We start from the raw sequence: 20336 nt of genomic DNA on the forward strand, positions 1-20336 counted from the left end.
TTAAGTTTATCTAAACTCGGTTCAAAAGCACTAGCTTTTGTCTTACTTCATTTCTTAACGTACTGGTTGTTTCGTTCAGTTTTCAAAGATCAATAATGGTGGGCCTAAGTGGACTCGAACCACCGACCTCACGCTTATCAGGCGTGCGCTCTAACCAGCTGAGCTATAGGCCCAAAAAATGGAGCGGGTGAAGGGAATCGAACCCTCGTCATCAGCTTGGAAGGCTGAGGTTTTACCACTAAACTACACCCGCATCAATCTATTATATAAATGGCGCGCCCGAGAGGAGTCGAACCCCTAACCTCTTGATCCGTAGTCAAACGCTCTATCCAATTGAGCTACGGGCGCTAATGAAGCGACATCTATTAATATATCATGGTGATTTTTTATTGTCAATCATTTTTTGGTGCGGTCGAGAGGACTTGAACCTCCACGGGTTATACACCCACTAGGCCCTCAACCTAGCGCGTCTGCCATTCCGCCACGACCGCAACACAATGAATAGCAATTAAATAAATGGTGAGCCATGAAGGATTCGAACCTTCGACCCTCTGATTAAAAGTCAGATGCTCTACCAACTGAGCTAATGGCTCTATCTTTAAAATACGTGTTTCAATAGAAAATCCTTCAAAACACAAGGTTTTAAAGGGTTGATATCAAAACTATAAAAGCTTTAATAAACAAAAAAATAAATGGCTGGGCTAGCTGGATTCGAACCAGCGCATGACGGTACCAAAAACCGTTGCCTTACCGCTTGGCTATAGCCCAAACATAAATGGCGGTCCGGACGGGACTCGAACCCGCGACCTCCTGCGTGACAGGCAGGCATTCTAACCAACTGAACTACCGGACCTAATTCTCAATAAAATAAATGGTGACCCGTACGGGATTCGAACCCGTGTTACCGCCGTGAAAGGGCGGTGTCTTAACCACTTGACCAACGGGCCATGTTCTATAAAAAACAATGGCGGAGAAGGAGGGATTTGAACCCTCGCGCCGCTTACACGGCCTACACCCTTAGCAGGGGCGCCTCTTCAGCCACTTGAGTACTTCTCCGTAATGGCTCCACAGGTAGGATTCGAACCTACGACCGATCGGTTAACAGCCGATTGCTCTACCACTGAGCTACTGTGGAATAATTACTGATCTCAAATCAGCGACGATTAATAATATACTATATATTCAATTAAGTGTCAACAACTTTTTGAAATTACGAAAACCTTTTTTTATTTCGGTTCTTTATGTAGAGAATAATCAAGTCTCGGATCATAAAAGTGTGTGTCGACTTAAAATAAATTATCACGAACGAACACATTCGTCAATAGTTATTCGAAAGATCATGTAATTTTCCTTTACATTTTCCGCATCGGTACTTTAATACATCCATTCGTTTTTTCCTTTTATAAATGCAGTGGCAGTTCGAGCATTCATAAACATACACCTTCTTGTTTTGTCTCTTAATAGAAGGAAGTACTTGGCAATGCCTAGGTGCCCCAGTTTCTTTTAATAAAGATTTAAATGACACATCGCCATGTTTATAACCTTTTCCTTCAATATGAAGGTGATAATGAACAAGCTCATGCTTTATAATACCTACTACTTCATCCATCCCTAATTCATTTAAGTATTTAGGATTGATTTCAATAACACGTTCATCCGGCAAGTAGCGACCGCCTGTCGTTCTTAACCTGCTATTAAATCGAGCTGTATCTAAATAAGGTTTATGAAAAAATTGTTCTGATAATTGGTTGACTAGCATTTGCAAACTTTTATCGTCCAATGTAGCATATCCCTCTCTCTATAATCTTATCCTCGTTTTTACAAATTTCTATAAAAACTCAGATAAACCCAGGACAGATCAAATTTGATTTGTCCTGGTCTCTCGTTATTTTAGCCTTCTTTAATCATCGTTAATGCAATTCGTTCTTTTTTCATATCAACTTCTTGAACCCAAACTGTCACGACATCTCCAACGGATACTACATCCATTGGGTGTTTAACAAAACGTTTGGCAAGTTTGGATATGTGTACTAAACCATCTTGTTTCACACCTATATCAACAAACACGCCGAAGTCTACAACGTTTCGAACAGTCCCTTGTAATTCTAACCCCGGCTTTAGATCTTCCATTGATAAAACATTTTTCTTTAACAATGGTTTAGGTAAATCATCGCGCGGGTCACGTTCTGGGCGTGAAAGAGATTGGATAATATCTTGTAAAGTTAACTGACCGATATCAAATTCTTCAGATACACTCCGAACTTCAAGTTCAGCTAGCGCTGTTTGTAAAGCATTTGTCCCTAAATCATCTGTTGTGCATGATACTTTTTTAAGAAGTTGTTTAACGACAGTATAACTTTCCGGGTGAATAGGCGTGCGGTCTAATGGATCCTTTCCATCTAATATGCGTAAAAAACCAATACTTTGTTCATATGTTTTTGCGCCAAGACGCGGAATTGATTTTAATTCTTTTCTTGATGTAAATTTCCCTTTTTCTTCTCGTTCTTTAACAACATTATTCGCAACTGTTTTACTCAAACCGGACACATAACCTAAAAGTGAAGCTGATGCTGTGTTCACATTTACTCCCACTTGGTTAACTGCTGTTTCAACGACAAAGGTTAACGACTCATTTAAACGTTTTTGACTAACATCGTGTTGATACTGACCAACACCAATTGATTTAGGGTCGATTTTGACAAGTTCAGCTAACGGATCTTGAACGCGTCGAGCAATCGACACGGCACTTCTTTCTTCCACTTGTAAATCTGGAAACTCTTCACGCGCTAACTTGGATGCTGAATACACACTTGCACCCGCTTCGTTAACAATTAAATATGGAGTATCGAGATTGTTCTGTTCAATAAGCTCAGAAATAAATTGTTCTGTTTCACGTGATGCTGTTCCATTACCAATCGCAATTAATTCAATACCGAAACGTTTAATAATTGACAATACTTTTTTCGTAGCACCGTCAATGTCTTTTTTTGGTGCCGTTGGATAAATCACATCAACTTCATTCATTCGACCCGTTTCATCTACGACTGCCAGTTTACACCCTGTACGAAACGCTGGGTCAATCCCTAGGGTCATTTGGCCTTTTAATGGTGGTTGCAATAATAGATTTTTTAAGTTTTCAGAAAAAATCGTGATCGCTTTGTCTTCAGCCACTTCTGTCAATTGCGTTCTAATTTCACGCTCGACAGATGGTTGGATTAATCGCTTATAGCTATCCGAGATCGTTTCTTTCAAATATTGTTGCACTTCTTCAACCGTTTTTTCCTTTATGACTTTTCGTTCAATATAAGATTGAATAGTATCAACTGGTGTTAACAGGCTTACTCTTAACACACCTTCCTTTTCCCCTCTATTCATTGCTAACACTCGGTGGCTTGCCATCGTTTTAACAGATTCTGTGTAATCGTAATACATCTCATATACATTTTTCTCATCTTTATCTTCAGATTTAGCTACCGTCATTAGTTGCCCTCGGTTATATGTTTCTTTTCTTATGTATGACCTGTAACTCGGCTCATCTGCGATCCATTCCGCGATAATATCACTAGCACCCACTAATGCATCTTCTATAGTATTGATCTCATTCTCTTCACACAGATACGCATTCGCTTCTTCTTTTAAGGAGCGGATGTTTTGGGTGAAGATGAGTTTAGCCAATGGTTCTAAACCTTTTTCTTTAGCAATGGTTGCTTTCGTTCGACGCTTTTGTTTATATGGACGATACAGATCTTCTACACGTTGTAATTTTTCTGCATTTGTTATGTCTTGCTTTAATTCAGGCGTTAACTTTCCTTGCTCATCAATTAGGCGAATGACTTCCTCTTTCCTTTGAGCAAGTTGAACGCCATACTCCCATTGATCACTAACCTCTTTGATTTGAACTTCATCTAACCCACCTGTCGCTTCTTTTCGATAGCGCGCAATAAAAGGTACTGTATTTCCATCTTCCAACAAGTCAATAACCTGTTTGACAACAGCTTTTTTTAAGGTTGTTTGTTTTGCAACTTGTTCTATAATCGTTTCTTGATTTATCATTTTATCCATTCGTACAGCCTCCTTCATATCATTTACATTTTAACAGACTCGCTCCATTTTCTCTAATACGCTTTAAAATGATGCTTATTTAACCCTTGTCACAAATAAAATAGGCCCCTTGGTTTTATCCAAAGGACCTTCCGTTTAATATTTAATAACAATCAACGTCGTATCATCATCTCGTTTTTGAACCATTTGCTCTTTAAACGCATCTGTAATATCGTCTACATGACTCTTTTTAAAGAGATCATGTGATAAATCACGTGACACGACACCATCAGAGAACAGGGCAAAAATTGTCCCTTCCTTTAATGGCTCACTTTCTTCTTTCATTTGACGAGAGTAACCACCTAAGTAACCAGATACTGGTATATTACGCGTTTTGACGGTATCGCTATTGATCATCATTAAACCAATGTTTCCAATTGAAGCATATGTATACCGTTGTGATCGATAATCCAGTTTTAACACACCTAATACAACGCCACGTTTTTTGACAAGGGCTTCATTGCTAGCTTTAACCATTTCTTTGGTCGACATATAAGGGTTTTCCTTAAACGTATCCATCACAGCTTTTGATGAAGCATGCGCCATTTCTCCACTGCCTAAACCATCGGCTAATGCGCAAATGAAAAAATCCTCATCTTCATAGTAATAATAACTATCACCGCAGTAATAGTTCCCAGCTTTCGCCTTTTGATAAACAGATACCTCGACATGTTTAGGTGTTTGCATTAGTCATTGACCCCAATACCATCAGCTTGAAGCGCTTCTCTTAATTTTAATAGCGCACGTCTTTGAATACGCGATACATGCATTTGGGAAATATCCAATAGCTCTCCCGTTTCTTTTTGACTACGGTTCTCAAAATACGTGTATTGTAAAATTTGTTGTTCACGCTCTGATAAGATCGGCAACACTTTTTCTAAGAGAAGTCTTAAGTCAGTTCGTTCAAACTCTTCATCTTGATTTCCAATTAAGTCAAGGATCGACACTGTACTGCCATCAGAATCTGCTTCGATCTTTTTATCCACAGACAATGCTTTATAGCTTTGCCCCATCTCCATTGTTTCCAAGACTTCCTCTTCAGACACTTCTAAATAGTCCGCAATATCTTTAACTGACGGAGAACGTTGTTGATCTGTTGTAAGCTGTTCAGTTGCTTTTTTTATTTTAGGGCCTAATTCTTTAATTCGACGAGGGACATGTACACTCCATGTTTTATCTCGAATAAATCGCTTAATCTCTCCAATGATGGTAGGGATCGCGAATGATTCGAATGATTTACCTAATGTCGGATCATACCGTCTAATAGCAGCCAATAATCCTAGCATCCCCACTTGAACAAGATCCTCATGAATTGAATTATTCTTCGCATACTTACGCGCGATTGAATGAACAAGGTCTTGATAGGTTAAGACGATTTTTTCTTGAATTTCTTCATCTTGTGGATTGTTCTGTAGGTGCTCTATCCATTGGTAAATCTCATCCCCACGTTTATTGTGTGGTTGAGATCTGGTCGTCATCTATGTCCACCTCATTTATTGGAAGATTTTTGGTCATGAGGACAATCACGCCATAGTCATTTCTTATTTCTACCTTGTCCATTAAAGCGTCAATTAAAAATAACCCAAAGCCTCCTTCTCGAAGGTTTTCAATTTGTTCTGATTGCTGATAAGGCCCGATACCTTCTTTAATCTCTTTAAGACTAAAGCTTCCACCATGGTCAGCTACCATCACTTCTAGGCGATCTTCATACACACCGAAACCAATCGTCACTTCACCCTCTTCAGAAGCTTCATAAGCATGTTCAGTTGCATTCGTCATTGCTTCAGATATTGCAACTTTTAAATCTTCAATATCTTCGTATGTAAATCCCATTCGATTCGCAATGCCTGAGACACTTAATCGAATCACACCTACATATTCAGGTTTGGCTGGTAGTTTCATTTCAATAAAATCAAAGCGTTCCATTTAATTCCCACCTCGTACTGTTGTATCGATCGTTATAATACTATCTAAACTTGTAATCTTAAATAAACGGTGTACACGATCTTGTAAATGGACTAATTTAAGCGAAGATGAATACTCTTTAGATGATTTCAGCGCACTAATAAATACACCAAGTCCTGTACTATCCATATAATTTACTTTCTCTAAATCTACAATGATCTCCGCACCTTCTTGTTGTGTTAACGGCAAGAGTGACTCTTTTAATATAGGTGCTGTATAGGCATCAATTTCTCCTGACAGAACAAGCTTCGTTGCCTCTTCTTGTTCTACCAACTCTACATCTAGATTGATATTCATTCGTTTATTCCCTCCACTTTGTCAATTAGTTTATGTAATTCCCTAGTCAATACAACTTAAACTTCTTTTTTAAGAATGATTAACGTGAAATCATCTTTAAGGTGAAAATCCTGTAAGCGCTCAAAGTATCGATAAACATATTCAACCGCTTCTTGAGCTGGTAAGTGTAAATAATGCTTAATCACTTCCAACACTTCATCACGTTCAATAAACCGATCACCTATTCGACATTCAGTAACACCGTCAGTTAATAAAATAATGCAATCATCTTTTTCGATTTTACTCACCGATTGCTCATAATTGACATGTTCTTGGACACCTAATACTAAACCTGATGCTTCAATTTCTTCAAACCGATCTTCTTTAGCATGATAATAAAATCCTGGTTCATGACCTGCCGAAGCATATGAGAAAGTTTCACTTTTAGGATCGTACAAGCCATAAAACATCGTAATAAACATACCTGGATCAACGTTACGTTCAACAACACGATTTAAATTCTCTAAAATAGCACTCGGTTGGCGTTGGTTTTCTGGGAAACTGTCCATTGAATATTTGATCATCGACATGGATAAAGCAGCAGGTATCCCTTTGCCTATAACGTCCGCAATCGCAACACCTAGTGTGTCGTCTGTATCGGCAACAAAGTGATAATAATCACCGCTCATGTGACTTGCCGGCACACTGATTGCTCCTATATCAATCCCTTTAATAGTTGGTTTTACGGTTGATAATAAGGTTTTCTGCATATTAGCTGCTATTGAAATTTCTGATTCTAACTCAGATTGACGCTCTCTTAAATGTTGATATTCCTGTAATGCTAGACCATATGAAATCATAGCTTCTAGTAAAAAATTAAGTGAATCATTTATTTCTCTTGGAATCATACCAGGGTATAATTCTTTTAGCGCCTCGATGTGCACATGGATAATTTCTTCTGGAGAAATATTGTGCTGTACAGACAATTTACTGAATTGCTCGGCTTGATAGAGAGCTGTTTCATCGTTAGTTAATAAATATTCTTTTAGTAGTTTACGGTAATTTTCTAAATCGAGTTCTACCGATTCCATCAGCACACCCCCACTCCATTATCTAACCCATTTTATTGCTTCGATTTCGGTTCCTTCACCATTCTCTGAACGAATGTCAAAGTAATCCATTAATCGTTTAACGCCTGGGAGTCCGGCGCCTAAACCACCGGAAGTTGAATAGCCGTCTTGCATAACTTCTCCTACATCTCGTATGCCCGGCCCTTCATCAGCCGCTACAATCTTTAAACCTTTACGGTCAAATTGATCGATAATTTCAAACTCGACCTTTCCAGTTCCTGCATACAAATAAATATTTCTAGCTAGTTCTGAGATCGCAGTCGCAATACGGGCTTGGTCTACCGTGCCAAAACCAAGTTCTTTAGCTTTTTCACGCCCGAGTTGCCTTGCTCCTACAATATCCCATTCTTGTCGTATGTTTACGCAGGGCTTTAGTTCCATCACTACCCCTCCAGTTCCTGGCGAAGTTTAACCAATCCTTGTTCTAAGTCTAGCGCTGTCTGTACATCTTGCATGTGAATACCAAGTTCAATTAACGTCATCGCTACAGCCGGTTGAATCCCTGTTAAAACAACTCGAGCACCCATTAAGTCAGACATTGTTACAACATCACCAAGAACTTTTGCAATAAAAGAGTCAATAATATCAACCGATGTTAAATCAATCACGACACCCGTTGCCCCACTCTTATAAATTTTATTTAATAAATCCTCTTGAAATTGGATTGCCGTTTGATCATCTAAATCAATTTGAATTGAAATGAGTAAATAGTTTTGTAGTTTTAGTATTGGGATGCGCATGTGCTCACTCCTTTTCTAGAGATTCCATAATATCTTCAATCATTTGATTACGATCTTCGTGTCTTACGATTTCTCGATCCGTCAATTCAAGTGCCTTTTCAAAACCTTTTCGAAGTGAAGATTTGGTTGGGAATTTACCAAGATCAATACCTAAATTCACAATTGTTTGAGCGATTTCCGGTCGAATACCGACCAAGATACAAGTCGCACCAATTAGACGCACTGCTTCAGCGGCCTGAATGATATGGTGAGCGACCATCGTATCAACGACAGGAACGCCTGTTATATCAATTAAAACGACTTCTGCATTATGTTTAATCACACCATCTAATAAGTTTTCCATAATTAACTTTGCACGTTCAGTATCAATTGTCCCAATCAGTGGCATGATCGTAATGTCTCGCATAACCGGAATCAGTGGTGCTGATAATTCTTGAAGTGCTACACGTTGAAGTGAAACGGTATGTTCCCAGCTCCCTGAGTATTCATTAACTAATTTATTAATAATCGGATCTACCCAGCTATCAACTTTATCTAAAATGCGCGAGAAATAATCGGTATCAATTTGCTCACCTTGACTTAAAATAAAATCAATCGCAACACGTCGAAACGTTTGTAATCCATCCGTTAAGTAAGACAGTGGCCAGCCTAAGTTAACTAGTCGTTCTGAGAAGTCTTCAAGTTCTTTTGTTAACCCTTCTTGGTCAAGGCTCTTAAAAATAACATTTACAAATTCACGATTAGTACTTTGAAATAACTCTTCTGATATGGAAGACGTATAATCATTTTTTCTTTTTTCAGATACAATTTCCAACCAATTTTTTATGATGACGTCACTATTCTCCATCATAATTGTATTTATACGACTCGACACCGTTATGACCACCTTTATGTAATTAAATTTTTATACAACTTTTTTCATCTCTTACATACTAATCTATCATTTATGGCGATTGAATACCAGTTATAGCTTAACTTAACAGATAAGAGGTACAAAAAAAGCACTTGTCCAGAATTCATTGACAAGCGCTCCTCTTTTTTAATGACGAACTAGATGTTCGTAAGACCTAGACTAATTTCTAATCCAGCATCAATTTTTTCCATCATGGTATCATCAAGTTGTGTAATTTTGTCCGTTAACCTTTGTTTATCGATCGTTCGAATTTGTTCAAGTAAAATAACTGAATCACGTTCGAAGCCATATTCTAAAGCTTCAATTTCTACATGGGTGGGCAATTTTGCTTTCTCAATTTGAGCTGTAATAGCTGCAACGATCACCGTTGGACTGAAGCGGTTACCAATATTATTTTGAATGACCAATACCGGGCGCACCCCTCCTTGTTCTGAGCCAACAACTGGAGAAAGATCAGCGAAATAGACTTCGCCTCTTTTTACTTTCAAGACATCACACCCCGCTCACTAAGCGCTCTAGGGTTGTTTCTGCCTCCTCTTCAGCTAAAAAAGATTCCGAAGCAATGTTTAAATTAATTTTAGCCATTTCCATGTAACCTTGTTGCATGGATTCGCGAATGTGCTTTTCCTTCTGGTTCTTCACATAAACCTTAGTTGCTTCAACGATCAACTCATTTAAATCAAGCTCATCATCACCGACCAAACCTTCTATATCCGAAAGAAGGTTTTTAGGCATTTGTACCACAACATCTTCTACGTTACTCGACAAAACAGACACCTCCACCAAAGTTACAGTCCTATAATTAATGTCCCCTCTATCATATCATTGTCAAAACCAGTTGCAAAGGAGTTTTTCGAATATTTTATAAATAGTGCCCAAATAAATGTGAGCGTTCTCTTATTTTTAACTTTCGATAAAATATCTTGGTAATCGAGTCGTTAATAAACACGCGACTTCATAATTGATTGTCCCTAAATGATTAGCTATTTCTTCCATTGTGATCTCTTCATTCCTTTGTTTGCCAATTAAACATACTTCTGTCCCTAGAGGATAATGCTGATCAAGTCGAACCATACATTGATCCATACACACACGCCCCACGATTTCCATCCGCTTTCCATTAATCAGTACATGACTACCTTGAAAACGCCTTTGAATACCATCAGCATAACCGACTGGAATCGTCCCTATCCATTCTTCTTTTTCTGTTTTATACGTTGCACCATAGCTGATCGCTTCATTCGGTTCCATTTTTTTAACGTGTGTCAAAGCTGTCGTTAATGACAAAGCTGGCTTTAGATGAAAAGGGCGATGCTCATTCAAATAATTAGAAGGATACAAGCCATACATCCCGATACCAAAACGCACACCATCGTATAAGTGACCAATATCACGCATGCCAGCAGCACTGTTTCCAACATGTGTGTATGGTCGCGTATCAAATCGTTGATCAACAATTTCTAACATAGATAAAAAGCGTTCTTGTTGAAGGTTATAATAGTCTAGTGAGTCTTCATCCGCTGTTGCAAAATGTGTATATAATCCGGTTATATGCACTTTTTCAGGATCAACTGAATCTAGAAAGGCGTTTAACTCATTCGCTGTTCTGATCCCTAACCTCCCCATACCTGTATCGAATTTAACGTGGAGCCCAACACGTCCTTCTAAGTCTAGTTGATTAAATTCATCTAGCCATTCTTTTTGAAAGACCGTCAAGGTTAAATCATACTTTAGAGCAATTGGCGCATGTTCAGCACCTACCCAGCCCATAACTAAAATTGGTGCAGTGATGCCTTGTTCTCTCAACTCGACCCCTTCTTCTAATAAAGCAACAGCTAACTGAGTCGCCCCAGAAGAAAGAGCTTTATTCGCCACTTCATAAGCACCATGACCATATCCGTCTGCTTTGACGACGGCTATCACATCAATACTTTGATTCATTTTAGATTTTAAGTTTTTTATGTTCGTTTCAATAGCATTTAAATTGACAGTAACCTTAGCATCTCGAAAATGTCGTTGGTTCATTGTTTTTCCTCCGTTATTTCTATCCGTTTATCTACTTATTATCAAAGGTTCACGGCTACCTGTCAATTAAAAGTCGAAAGCGATTTTCTATTAGGGAAAATAAAAAAAGTAGAAGCGTTAAGCTCTACTTTATTTTTGCATCGATGGTTGCATCGATTCGACGACTTGTACCATTTCGATAGGGTTAAGGGTTTCACTTGATAAATAATAATCAACGCCTGAATTTGAAAACGTCAACGATTGATCAGTTAAAACACCTTCTTGATTTTCTAAGAAAACAACATCACCTGAAGATGCCATAACATGAGAGGTGTTCGCATCAGGTTCTTTTAGCTCTTGGACTAATGTAAAATCATTGGCTCCGCTGTATCTTAACATAACACGATGACGATCTTCATCGTCAAACCATGTTTCTTCAATTAACTCAGCTCCGAGTGTATTCATTGGGTAATGGACATCAATCTCACCTAAGGACTCCTCTGCCTGATCAGAATCATGCATATCCAATGATTCATCTAGCTCTCTTTCAAAATAATCAGCTTCAAACTCAATGCCTTCACTAAATGAATTAAACGTTACATTAACCACTTCTTGATCTGTTTTATCATAAACATGTACTGATAACGGGGCTAATGTTTTTTTATCAAAATAAATATCTTGAGAAGCTAATTGATCATTTTGTTTATAGTTTGTTTGAACGGAGAACCGGAAACGGTCTTCTTCATTTTCAAACACTGCCTGCTCATCAGTTAAAACATCTTCAATTAAAGAAGCATACAAATAAGGTTGGCTAAAGTTATCTGGCCAATCACTTTGAAAACGAAATTGTTTATCAAGAGCTGGGGTTAAAACAAAGACACCCTCTTCATTTTTTAAAATCACTTGATCTTCTTCTGATTGATCGTTTTTCATAACGACTCGATAAAAATCATCAACCATATAAGATAAGTCAATATCATATACTTGTGCATTCTCGCCAGTTGATATTTCCATCATCACCTCTGCATGATAACTCCTTAACTCTTGTTGTTTTTGATCGAGGTCTTCTATTACATCTTCTTTTGTCGGTTCTTGACATGCTTGAAGCACGAACATGACAAAGCAAAGAACTATTAAAGCATACAATCGTTTCATCATTTCAACTCCTCCAAATCGACTTCAGAGAAGAGGGATGAAGACGCGCCTCACGGATTTGAACATTCACGAAAAGCTATAGGTAAATAATCAACCACATCACTAGCTAACAAATCTGTTTTTGAATGGTGATCACGAACAGATAAATCAGCAGCTCGTCCATGAAGAAAACAAGCATTGGCTAAACTCGTTAGAAGTGCTCCCCCTTGTAATACTCGTCCTAAAATAATACCAGCTAAAGCATCTCCACTACCACCCTTTGCAAGCCCAGCATTACCAGTGGTGTTAATTGTTTGATTGCCATCTGGATCAGTCACAATTGTATAAACACCTTTTAAAACAAGGTAAACACCATAGGTTTTCGCAAATTCTCTACATATTTCAAATGGACGTTTTTTAATCGATTCAATTGTTTGATTTAAAAGTTGAGCCATTTCTCCTGGATGAGGGGTTAAAACGGTTGGTGCTGATCGTTCTTTTAATTCTATTAAATACTTTTTTAAGCTAAATAAGCCATCTGCATCAATGACAATAGGCAGATTGGATGCTAATGCTGCAGAAATTAATTGATCTGTATGCTGCGTGCGACCGAGTCCCATTCCAATTAAAAGAGCATCATATTGACTGAAAGCACTCGTTAATTGTTCATGTGTATAATTAGAAGACATGATAGACGGTGAGTATGTTGCTTCTGTTATATGCTGTGCCACAATAGGCACTACGGATTCATATGTTGCAACTGTTAATAATCCTACACCTGACCTTAACGCACCTTTTGCAGCAAGCGTAACTGACCCAGGCATATCAACGGAGCCTCCAATAATAATCCCTCTACCATTACTTCCTTTGTGACTTAAACGATCGCGACCCTTTAATGTTTCGGTGACATCTTCCATTCTCCAAACGCGTGTGGGGTATTGTTTTAATTCGTTTTGAGGCAGTCCAATCTTAACAACCGTCCAATTCCCATAATAGTTAGTATAGGCTTCAATAAAAACACTCGGCTTTGGCGCTTCGATACACAAAGTCAGATCGGCTTGAACAGCACAAATTCCTTCTTCAACTTGTGAGTTAGCTGGAACACCACTTGGTAGATCGATTGATATAACTTCAGCTGTTGAGGCATTAACCTCTTCAATAATCGTCCGGTAAGGTTCCCTAAGCTCGCCCTTAAAACCAATCCCTAACATAGCATCGATGATTGTATCAGCTTGGTTAATTTGCCGAAGATGTTTATCCGGTAAATAAGATGCAATGGGAGCACCAAATGATTCGAGCATCTTCTTTTGAAGACGCGATTCATCTGACAGGGATGTATCATTGGCCACTTGAACCACACGGACTTGGTAACCTTGGTTAATCAAATGTTTCGCGATTACAAAACCATCGCCACCATTATTGCCGCCTCCAACAAGAATCAGGATCGATTGATGTTTCTTTACGCATTTGATGACTTCGTTTGTCATTGCCACACCTGCATTTTCCATTAGAACGACACCCGGGATGTGATAAACGTCGATAGCCTTTCGATCTAATTCATACATTTCTTGTGCGGTCACGCAATTCATTAAAACTCCCTCCTACCCGCGTTACACTATATGATAGAAAAATCATGTTTATGATTGTTCCAATACAACTTGTGCAACAGCATAAGATTCACTATGTGAAATAGAAACATGGGTTACGTATGTCTGATCATGACTATAATGAATTTCTGGCTGACCAGTCCCTGTTGATAATACCTCAATGTCTTTAAAGCTTACTTTACCAATTCCACTTCCAATCGCTTTACTAAACGCTTCTTTGGCCGCAAAACGTCCTGATAAAAACTCACACTTGGAACGCTGATTCTTTTTCAAAAGATAAAGTTCTTTTTCTCTTTCAGATAATAGCTTATCTACTGTCCGAGGTTGCCTTAACAGCAACGCATTAATTCGATCAATTTCAATAATATCAATACCAATTCCTTTAATCATTCGATCACCTTCTTAGCATTAGTATAGTATAATTGGGATACAAATGATATGATTTGTCAAGACGAACAAAGATACAGTATGATTTGAGTATCATCACTACAAAGGAGCTAACCTATGTTTTTTCGAAATGAATCATTTCAAGATTTTATAAAATTTTACCCTATAGTGTCTTCTATTATCGCGATACAAGTCATCGTGTGGTTATTGATGTTTTTACAAACATCGATCGGGATCACAGCCTATAATTTAGGAATTGGATCTAATTTCGCCATTAGTCAAGGGGAGTATTGGCGTTTTGTCACACCTATCTTCTTACATGATTGGCAAGGAATCGGTCACCTACTGTTTAATTCATTTGCGTTAATTTTATTCGGACCCGCTTTAGAGCATATGCTTGGAAAATTAAAATTTATTATGGTCTATCTCGGTAGTGGGATTGCGGGTAATATCTTCACTTATCTAGTGGATACAGAGCTTACTCAATTTCACCTCGGGGCATCTGGTGCGATTTACGGCTTACTCGGACTTCTCATTTATATGGTTTACTTTACACCAAAGTGGGTCGATCCAGCTAGTCGCCAGATTATCTTTGTTTTTGTCGTGATTGGATTGATTATGACATTTTTACGGCCAGGCATTAATGAAGCTGCCCATTTATTTGGATTTATTGGAGGATTTGCATTCGGGCCACTCGTTACCATGAATATGACGCCATATTATATTAGGCGATCAGTAAGAAAACCACGAAAAACTGCTGGCGGTGTCCAATTTGATCCAAATCGTTGGAACAAAAAACGTTTCCGCGTTAGTCGTAATACATCCTCAATTATATGGTGGATTATTTTAATCCTTGCCGTTTTAGGTATATTAAGCGGTATTGTATTATAAAGCAAAAAGCAAGCTCAGTTTTCAGTCTGAGCTTGCTTTTTTATGTCGTTATTCTGATTTAGAACCACGTTTATTTTGGAATTTACGATTACGACCTGATGGCTTATTACCTTTTGGATTATAATGACGTTTCTTATCATTTTTACCTCGGTAATTATTACGTTTATCATTTCTGCCTTTTCCTTTTGATGAGCGCTTCACACTCACTGGTTGAACAGATGATAAAGTAACAGGCGCTTGACGACGTTCTTTTGTCATCATTTTTAATGCTGCCGCAACTAGTGAAACAGAGTCTTGTTCATTTAACAATTCCATCGCCATTTCACGATAATCTTCTAAGTTCCCGCTTTTAACAGCTGAATTTAATTGATCTACAGCGATGCGTTGTTGACCACGACGCGCTTCATCATAACTTGGAACTTTCATACGATTCATCTTACTCTTCGTCATTTTTTCAATAGACTGTAAATGCGGCATTTCTCTTGGTGTAATAAATGAAATCGCAACACCTGTCTTACCCGCACGTCCTGTACGTCCAATTCGGTGAACATAACTTTCAGGATCTTGTGGGATATCAAAGTTATAAACGTGTGAAACGCCTGAAATATCAAGACCACGAGCAGCTACATCAGTCGCTACAAGAATTTCAATACGTCCATTTTTAAATTGCTTTAAGACACTTGTACGTTTACCTTGTGTGAGATCACCATGGATTCCTTCAGCACGGAAACCACGCGCTTGAAGTCCTTCTGTTAATTCGTCAACACGTTTTTTTGTACGACCAAATATAATCGCAAGTTCTGGAATATGAATATCTAAAAGATTTGTTAATGCATCAAACTTTTGTTTTTCTTGAAGTTCGACGAAGTTTTGATCAATGTTTGATACAGTCATCGCTTTCGATTTCACTTTTACTTCTTCAGGTGATTGCATCAACGTCTGTGCAATATTACGAATTTCTTTAGGCATTGTTGCAGAGAACAGTAAGGTTTGACGCTCTGTCGGTATCGCCTTTAAGATGTCACGAATATCATCAATAAAGCCCATATTAAGCATTTCGTCTGCTTCATCTAAAACGGCTGTATGAACTTGATCGATACGAATCGTTTTTCTTCTAATGTGGTCAAGCAAACGCCCTGGTGTTGCGACAACAATGTGAGGTCCATCTTTTAATGCTTTAATCTGACGCTCCATATGTTGTCCACCATAAACAGGTAATGTTCTAACACCTTTCATTTTACCTAATCGGTGCAATTCTTCTGATACTTGAATAGCAAGTTCCCGCGTAGGTGCTACAACGAGCCCTTGTATCTTTCTTTGTTTTTTGTCAATCTTTTCAAGCATCGGGATACCAAAAGCAGCTGTTTTACCAGTACCAGTCTGCGCTTGACCGATAACATCTTTACCTTCTAGTCCTAGTGGAATCGTCTGCTCTTGAATCGGGGTTGCTTCTTCAAACCCCATTTGGTTTAATGCTTTCATGATTGGTTCTGAAATACTTAGTGATTGAAATGTTGTCAATGTTTTCTCATACTCCTTTTTCTTTCGGTTCTCATCGTGCGCACGTTACGACACGTTAACAATCTGACCTATTATGAGCTTGTTTCGCCTCATATTCTCATCCATAAAAGTGAAGTGTTGCTTTCTATTTTTATATCGTTAGTTATTCTTTTTAATATGGATTTATCCCGCAATCATTCATACCGTTAGTATGAATCGCTTTGTAGATTTTATCATTAAATCTTTTCGTTTATCTAACTTTTTCATTTGAGTCCGTTATTAACGTGAAAAAAGCCTTCCTCCAGATACACACATGGAAGAGGCCTATTTACGAGCATTCAATGGATGTTTACATTCTAACATACCAAAGACATTTATACTAGCTAACTGGCTCATTTGTTTTCATGATAAGAAATTGAAAACGGCATCAATAACGACGTGTTGGTCATCACCTAAACAAATTAAATGTTTTGAATCTGCATAATAAATCACATCGACTGGCCCACTAATTTCTTCATCTAAATAATGAGTAGAACGATAAGGGACAAGTCCATCTTGAATCCCCTGCAACACAAGTGTCGGACAAGTAACGTCACTTAAATACTTTTTTGTCTCATTCATACATTTTATAAATTCAACATAAGAACGAACTGGAATTAAACCTTGTTTATGTTTATAATTTTGATACGTAAAGTTATCTTCAATTTCACCCATAATTCGATCTTTGATCAATTGACTAACTTCCACCGACATCTTTGAAAGGCTCAAATATTTTCGGGAAGGGGATAGCATAACAAGCCGATCCGCACCGTATTTAGCCGCAAGATACGCACTGATCATACCTCCCATGGAAAAACCAATTAAGTAAATAACATCTACTTGTTCTCTCAGTTCTGAATAGGCTTTTTCTGCAGTTTCTAACCACGCTTCATAATTAACATTATCAAGATCGAGCTCGATGCCGTGTCCTGGTAATGTTGGAATACGCATCATCCAATTTGTCTTCTTTTTTAAATGCTCGGTTAATGGCTCAATCTCATAAGGAGCGCCTGTAAAACCATGTATACACAAACAACCGATCACGTTCGCTCCTCCTAATCATTTGTTTTTTATGTTTTTTTAATCAATGACTGTATCTCTTTTACAAGTGGTGTGAATTGTTGCGCTGTTTCAGCCACTTGAGAAATCGTTTGAATCACTTTTTCAACATCGAGCTGTCCGTTATGATTTTGAAAATAGGCAGGAATCGTCTCATTGGGCTGATTCATCTCATCATACATCCACTCATTATGTGAATAGGGCGGTTTCTCTTGACTAAAATTTTTCATAAACATACACTCCTGTCTCGATCCTTTTCAAGAGTAGTGTATGAACAAAACCGTTAAACGTGATTAACGACTCATCCGATCAACCAAGTTCTTAATTTTTGATTCTTGATACCCTAAAATCGTTCGATCTTCTGTCATTACAACAGGTGTTGCAAAAATACTTAACGCTTGCAACTCTTTTAAATAAGTCCGATTTTCACTGATGTTTTTTTCTTGGTACGAAGCACCTAGTTGATTCAACAAATCGGTTACTCGATCACAGTCTCTACACTGTTCACTGATATAGACCGTTAATGTTTCCTTCGACATAAACCTCATTCCCCTTTGCATATATAATGACTGACTAAGATGTTTAATATAAATAAAAATCCATACATGTAAGCTAATACCCCTATACCCGCAACACTCACGAGTAAACATCATGTAGCATCTTTCTTTACTTTTTTATACTCTTCGTTTAAAAAATATTAAAAAAACGTCCGATTCTCTAATTGAGAACCGAACGCACGCTTATTTTAGCTCATCCGCATATTGACCTAATTTCTTCAATAATTGGATCGCTTCACTTTTTTCATTATCTGTTAATCCGGCTGTAATTTGCTCAATTTGCTTCCAATGATCCGGGAACAAGTCATTAAGTAACGCTTGTCCTTCTTCTGTGATCGAAGCGTAGGTGATCCTTCTATCCTCAGAACATTGCCTCCGACTGATGTAACCTTTTTTCTCTAACTTATCAATTACATAGGTGATACTCCCGCTTGCTAATAAAATTTTATCACCAATCTTTTGCAAAGGTTGTTCGCCCGAATGATAAAGTAGCTCTAGCACACCAAAATCTGTTGTATTCAAACCTTTTTCACGAATGTCTTGTGCAACTTGATCACTTACAGACCGATAAGCTTTAGATAAGACAACAAATAATTTTAATGATGGATCTTGTTTTTTTTCATTGTATAACTTTCTTTGTTCATCCATTATAGCGTCTCCTTTTTAATAAAGTGGATCCTGATAAATTTCTTTTTCGTAATAGTGAAGCATAATATCTGCATTAGGATCTTCTCTTTTTTCAACGAATTTAAATTTTCGCCTTTTGAATAATAGGTTAGCGTAAGTATTATCCGCAAATGTATCTGCTAATAAAAAGCGCTTCTCTTTTTGTCGCACCAATTCTTCAGCATAGTCAAGGAAATCATCAGCAATGCCCTTACCAGTGAAATGTGGATCAATCGCTAATCGTTTAATCGTTAGACCCGCTTCTAAATCTGTCCAATTAATTGTTCCATACTCTTCATGCCCTTTTTCTGCAATCGTGCAGACTCCATAGATTCCATCATTTTTTTCATATAAATAAAGCTCTTGTGACTCATAATCTGATAGGAAGTCTTCCTTTAATGGATACTGTTCATCCCATTGAAAATTACCTTGTGCATTCATTTTGCCCTTCACACGATCAATTAAAACCATGACTGCTGCTAAATCATTCTTCGTTGCTTGTCTGATCATCTAAGTTCCCTCACTTGCATGATTTATGATTCAATGACTTCTTTATATTCCATCTTTCCTAATATAAAGGCTACTAAAAGACCTAAACTAAAACCAAAGACACTCAATGCTAAGTCGTTATAACTGACTGGCAAACCGGGGTAAATAACGTAAATTGAACCTATAACTAAACCAATAACAACCCCGTAAGTTGCATACGTGTAATGCATTAAGAAATATTTAATAATTTTACTCATGGTTAAAACCCCTATGACGATCCCGATTCCAACTGTAATCAAAATATTGAAATGCCACTCATTCACAGCATGAATGATCGTTCCATAAGCACCCATAATCAAAAGAATCAACGAACCACTAATACCAGGTAAGACCATGGCCGTACTCGCAATGAATCCTGAAAAGAACAAAAACACATATGTTAAAAAATCAATTTCTGTAATAATGAACTCTTCGCTACCTTGAAAGAAACTAAGTGATGCTGCTAAAACCGCTCCGATCACTAACAAAAAGTAGTGATACCACACAAACTCATATTTTACTTCAGCTTTTTTAAATAAAAACGGTAACACACCTAAAATTAACCCTAAGAAACCAAATTGAGTAGGTCTTGGATAATGATCAAATAACCATTCGATTAAACCTGACAAAAGGATAATAGCACCTACAATCCCCACTCCTAGTGGGATCAGAAAGCCAAGTTGCTTTTTCCAACTCTTACTCATTAAATTATTAATTGATAAGATAAGTTGATCATAAATTCCTAATACAAGGGCGATCGTACCACCACTGACTCCCGGAACTATATCACTCGCCCCCATCATCATGCCTCTATATAAATTTTTCCATTCCATTCTATC

At 37.8% G+C, this 20336-nt stretch carries 24 protein-coding genes and 10 tRNA genes; 1 reads left to right on the forward strand and 33 read right to left on the reverse strand.

Going from position 1 to position 20336, the window contains the following annotated elements; translation table 11 throughout:
- Positions 1 to 96: 96 nt before the first annotated feature.
- The 26 genes from BLR62_RS07260 to acpS all read right to left on the reverse strand — a co-directional run bounded on the left by BLR62_RS07260 (position 97) and on the right by acpS (position 14260).
- Positions 97 to 173, reverse strand: a tRNA-Ile gene (locus BLR62_RS07260).
- A 6-nt stretch (positions 174 to 179) separates the two neighbouring features.
- Positions 180 to 253: transfer RNA gene (locus BLR62_RS07265), tRNA-Gly, on the reverse strand.
- An 18-nt stretch (positions 254 to 271) separates the two neighbouring features.
- Positions 272 to 348, reverse strand: a tRNA-Arg gene (locus BLR62_RS07270).
- Between the two features lie 56 nt (positions 349 to 404).
- A tRNA-Leu gene (locus BLR62_RS07275) sits at positions 405 to 491 on the reverse strand.
- A 26-nt stretch (positions 492 to 517) separates the two neighbouring features.
- Positions 518 to 593, reverse strand: a tRNA-Lys gene (locus BLR62_RS07280).
- A gap of 100 nt (positions 594 to 693) precedes the next feature.
- Positions 694 to 768: transfer RNA gene (locus BLR62_RS07285), tRNA-Gln, on the reverse strand.
- An 8-nt stretch (positions 769 to 776) separates the two neighbouring features.
- A tRNA-Asp gene (locus tag BLR62_RS07290) sits at positions 777 to 853 on the reverse strand.
- Positions 854 to 872: 19 nt separating this feature from the next.
- A tRNA-Glu gene (locus BLR62_RS07295) sits at positions 873 to 947 on the reverse strand.
- 18 nt (positions 948 to 965) lie between these two features.
- A tRNA-Ser gene (locus BLR62_RS07300) sits at positions 966 to 1056 on the reverse strand.
- 4 nt (positions 1057 to 1060) lie between these two features.
- Positions 1061 to 1135 (reverse strand) — tRNA-Asn (locus BLR62_RS07305).
- Between the two features lie 183 nt (positions 1136 to 1318).
- Positions 1319 to 1780: a SprT family protein gene (locus BLR62_RS07310; protein WP_090795312.1), complete on the reverse strand. Its 462-nt coding sequence runs from the start codon at positions 1778 to 1780 to the stop codon at positions 1319 to 1321.
- Between the two features lie 110 nt (positions 1781 to 1890).
- The gene (locus BLR62_RS07315; protein ID WP_090795314.1) at positions 1891 to 4062 is read right to left on the reverse strand and encodes a Tex family protein; all 2172 of its coding nucleotides are present in this window, start codon (positions 4060 to 4062) and stop codon (positions 1891 to 1893) included.
- Positions 4063 to 4197: 135 nt separating this feature from the next.
- Positions 4198 to 4788 (reverse strand): SpoIIE family protein phosphatase, encoded by a 591-nt coding sequence (locus BLR62_RS07320; RefSeq protein ID WP_090795317.1) that lies wholly within the window; start codon positions 4786 to 4788, stop codon positions 4198 to 4200.
- The gene (gene sigB, locus BLR62_RS07325; RefSeq protein WP_090795319.1) at positions 4788 to 5579 is read right to left on the reverse strand and encodes an RNA polymerase sigma factor SigB; all 792 of its coding nucleotides are present in this window, start codon (positions 5577 to 5579) and stop codon (positions 4788 to 4790) included. The genes BLR62_RS07320 and sigB overlap by 1 nt, the downstream gene beginning before the upstream one ends.
- On the reverse strand, positions 5551 to 6027 hold the full coding sequence (rsbW, locus tag BLR62_RS07330) for an anti-sigma B factor RsbW (RefSeq protein ID WP_090795321.1): 477 nt from the start codon (positions 6025 to 6027) through the stop codon (positions 5551 to 5553). The genes sigB and rsbW overlap by 29 nt, the downstream gene beginning before the upstream one ends.
- Positions 6028 to 6363: an STAS domain-containing protein gene (locus BLR62_RS07335; RefSeq protein WP_090795322.1), complete on the reverse strand. Its 336-nt coding sequence runs from the start codon at positions 6361 to 6363 to the stop codon at positions 6028 to 6030. It abuts the gene before it with no gap.
- Positions 6364 to 6419: 56 nt separating this feature from the next.
- A complete protein-coding gene (locus BLR62_RS07340; protein ID WP_090795325.1) occupies positions 6420 to 7433 on the reverse strand; it encodes a PP2C family protein-serine/threonine phosphatase in 1014 nt (337 codons plus the stop codon).
- An 18-nt stretch (positions 7434 to 7451) separates the two neighbouring features.
- Positions 7452 to 7853, reverse strand: coding sequence for an anti-sigma regulatory factor (locus BLR62_RS07345; protein ID WP_090795326.1), 402 nt, complete (start codon positions 7851 to 7853; stop codon positions 7452 to 7454).
- A gap of 2 nt (positions 7854 to 7855) precedes the next feature.
- Positions 7856 to 8212, reverse strand: coding sequence for an STAS domain-containing protein (locus tag BLR62_RS07350; protein ID WP_090795329.1), 357 nt, complete (start codon positions 8210 to 8212; stop codon positions 7856 to 7858).
- A gap of 4 nt (positions 8213 to 8216) precedes the next feature.
- Complete coding sequence (locus tag BLR62_RS07355) at positions 8217 to 9062, reverse strand: RsbT co-antagonist protein RsbRA (RefSeq protein ID WP_090795720.1); 846 nt, start codon at positions 9060 to 9062, stop codon at positions 8217 to 8219.
- A gap of 200 nt (positions 9063 to 9262) precedes the next feature.
- Complete coding sequence (locus tag BLR62_RS07360; RefSeq protein WP_090795331.1) at positions 9263 to 9613, reverse strand: type II toxin-antitoxin system PemK/MazF family toxin; 351 nt, start codon at positions 9611 to 9613, stop codon at positions 9263 to 9265.
- Positions 9614 to 9617: 4 nt separating this feature from the next.
- The gene (locus BLR62_RS07365) at positions 9618 to 9893 is read right to left on the reverse strand and encodes an antitoxin (protein WP_245719430.1); all 276 of its coding nucleotides are present in this window, start codon (positions 9891 to 9893) and stop codon (positions 9618 to 9620) included.
- Between the two features lie 135 nt (positions 9894 to 10028).
- Positions 10029 to 11150: an alanine racemase gene (gene alr / locus BLR62_RS07370; RefSeq protein ID WP_090795333.1), complete on the reverse strand. Its 1122-nt coding sequence runs from the start codon at positions 11148 to 11150 to the stop codon at positions 10029 to 10031.
- Between the two features lie 129 nt (positions 11151 to 11279).
- Positions 11280 to 12287 (reverse strand): LolA family protein, encoded by a 1008-nt coding sequence (locus BLR62_RS07375; RefSeq protein ID WP_090795335.1) that lies wholly within the window; start codon positions 12285 to 12287, stop codon positions 11280 to 11282.
- Between the two features lie 47 nt (positions 12288 to 12334).
- Positions 12335 to 13852, reverse strand: a complete 1518-nt coding sequence (locus BLR62_RS07380) for an NAD(P)H-hydrate dehydratase (protein WP_090795337.1) — start codon at positions 13850 to 13852, stop codon at positions 12335 to 12337.
- 48 nt (positions 13853 to 13900) lie between these two features.
- Positions 13901 to 14260, reverse strand: a complete 360-nt coding sequence (acpS, locus tag BLR62_RS07385) for a holo-ACP synthase (protein WP_090795339.1) — start codon at positions 14258 to 14260, stop codon at positions 13901 to 13903.
- Positions 14261 to 14425: 165 nt separating this feature from the next.
- Here acpS and BLR62_RS07390 point away from each other — a divergent pair, with 165 nt between their 5' ends.
- Positions 14426 to 15148 carry a rhomboid family intramembrane serine protease gene (locus tag BLR62_RS07390; protein ID WP_342706539.1) on the forward strand — a complete coding sequence of 241 codons (723 nt, stop codon included), beginning with the start codon at positions 14426 to 14428 and terminating at the stop codon, positions 15146 to 15148.
- Between the two features lie 48 nt (positions 15149 to 15196).
- Here BLR62_RS07390 and cshA read toward each other — a convergent pair whose 3' ends face one another.
- From cshA to BLR62_RS07425, 7 genes are all read right to left on the reverse strand, one after another.
- A complete protein-coding gene (cshA, locus tag BLR62_RS07395; protein WP_090795344.1) occupies positions 15197 to 16669 on the reverse strand; it encodes a degradosome RNA helicase CshA in 1473 nt (490 codons plus the stop codon).
- Positions 16670 to 17050: 381 nt separating this feature from the next.
- Positions 17051 to 17731 (reverse strand): alpha/beta hydrolase, encoded by a 681-nt coding sequence (locus BLR62_RS07400; RefSeq protein ID WP_090795345.1) that lies wholly within the window; start codon positions 17729 to 17731, stop codon positions 17051 to 17053.
- A gap of 26 nt (positions 17732 to 17757) precedes the next feature.
- On the reverse strand, positions 17758 to 17976 hold the full coding sequence (locus tag BLR62_RS07405; protein WP_176759251.1) for a YppG family protein: 219 nt from the start codon (positions 17974 to 17976) through the stop codon (positions 17758 to 17760).
- Positions 17977 to 18039: 63 nt separating this feature from the next.
- Positions 18040 to 18285: a glutaredoxin family protein gene (locus BLR62_RS07410; RefSeq protein WP_176759252.1), complete on the reverse strand. Its 246-nt coding sequence runs from the start codon at positions 18283 to 18285 to the stop codon at positions 18040 to 18042.
- A 201-nt stretch (positions 18286 to 18486) separates the two neighbouring features.
- Entirely contained in the window at positions 18487 to 18951 is a 465-nt protein-coding gene (locus BLR62_RS07415; protein WP_090795352.1) for a MarR family winged helix-turn-helix transcriptional regulator, read from the reverse strand.
- 15 nt (positions 18952 to 18966) lie between these two features.
- The gene (locus BLR62_RS07420; RefSeq protein WP_090795355.1) at positions 18967 to 19479 is read right to left on the reverse strand and encodes a GNAT family N-acetyltransferase; all 513 of its coding nucleotides are present in this window, start codon (positions 19477 to 19479) and stop codon (positions 18967 to 18969) included.
- Positions 19480 to 19502: 23 nt separating this feature from the next.
- Positions 19503 to 20330, reverse strand: a complete 828-nt coding sequence (locus tag BLR62_RS07425) for a DUF368 domain-containing protein (RefSeq protein WP_090795357.1) — start codon at positions 20328 to 20330, stop codon at positions 19503 to 19505.
- Positions 20331 to 20336: the final 6 nt, after the last annotated feature.

The sequence above is a fragment of the Pelagirhabdus alkalitolerans genome, from assembly GCF_900096905.1.
GTDB classification, from domain to species: Bacteria; Bacillota; Bacilli; order Bacillales; family Amphibacillaceae; genus Pelagirhabdus; species Pelagirhabdus alkalitolerans.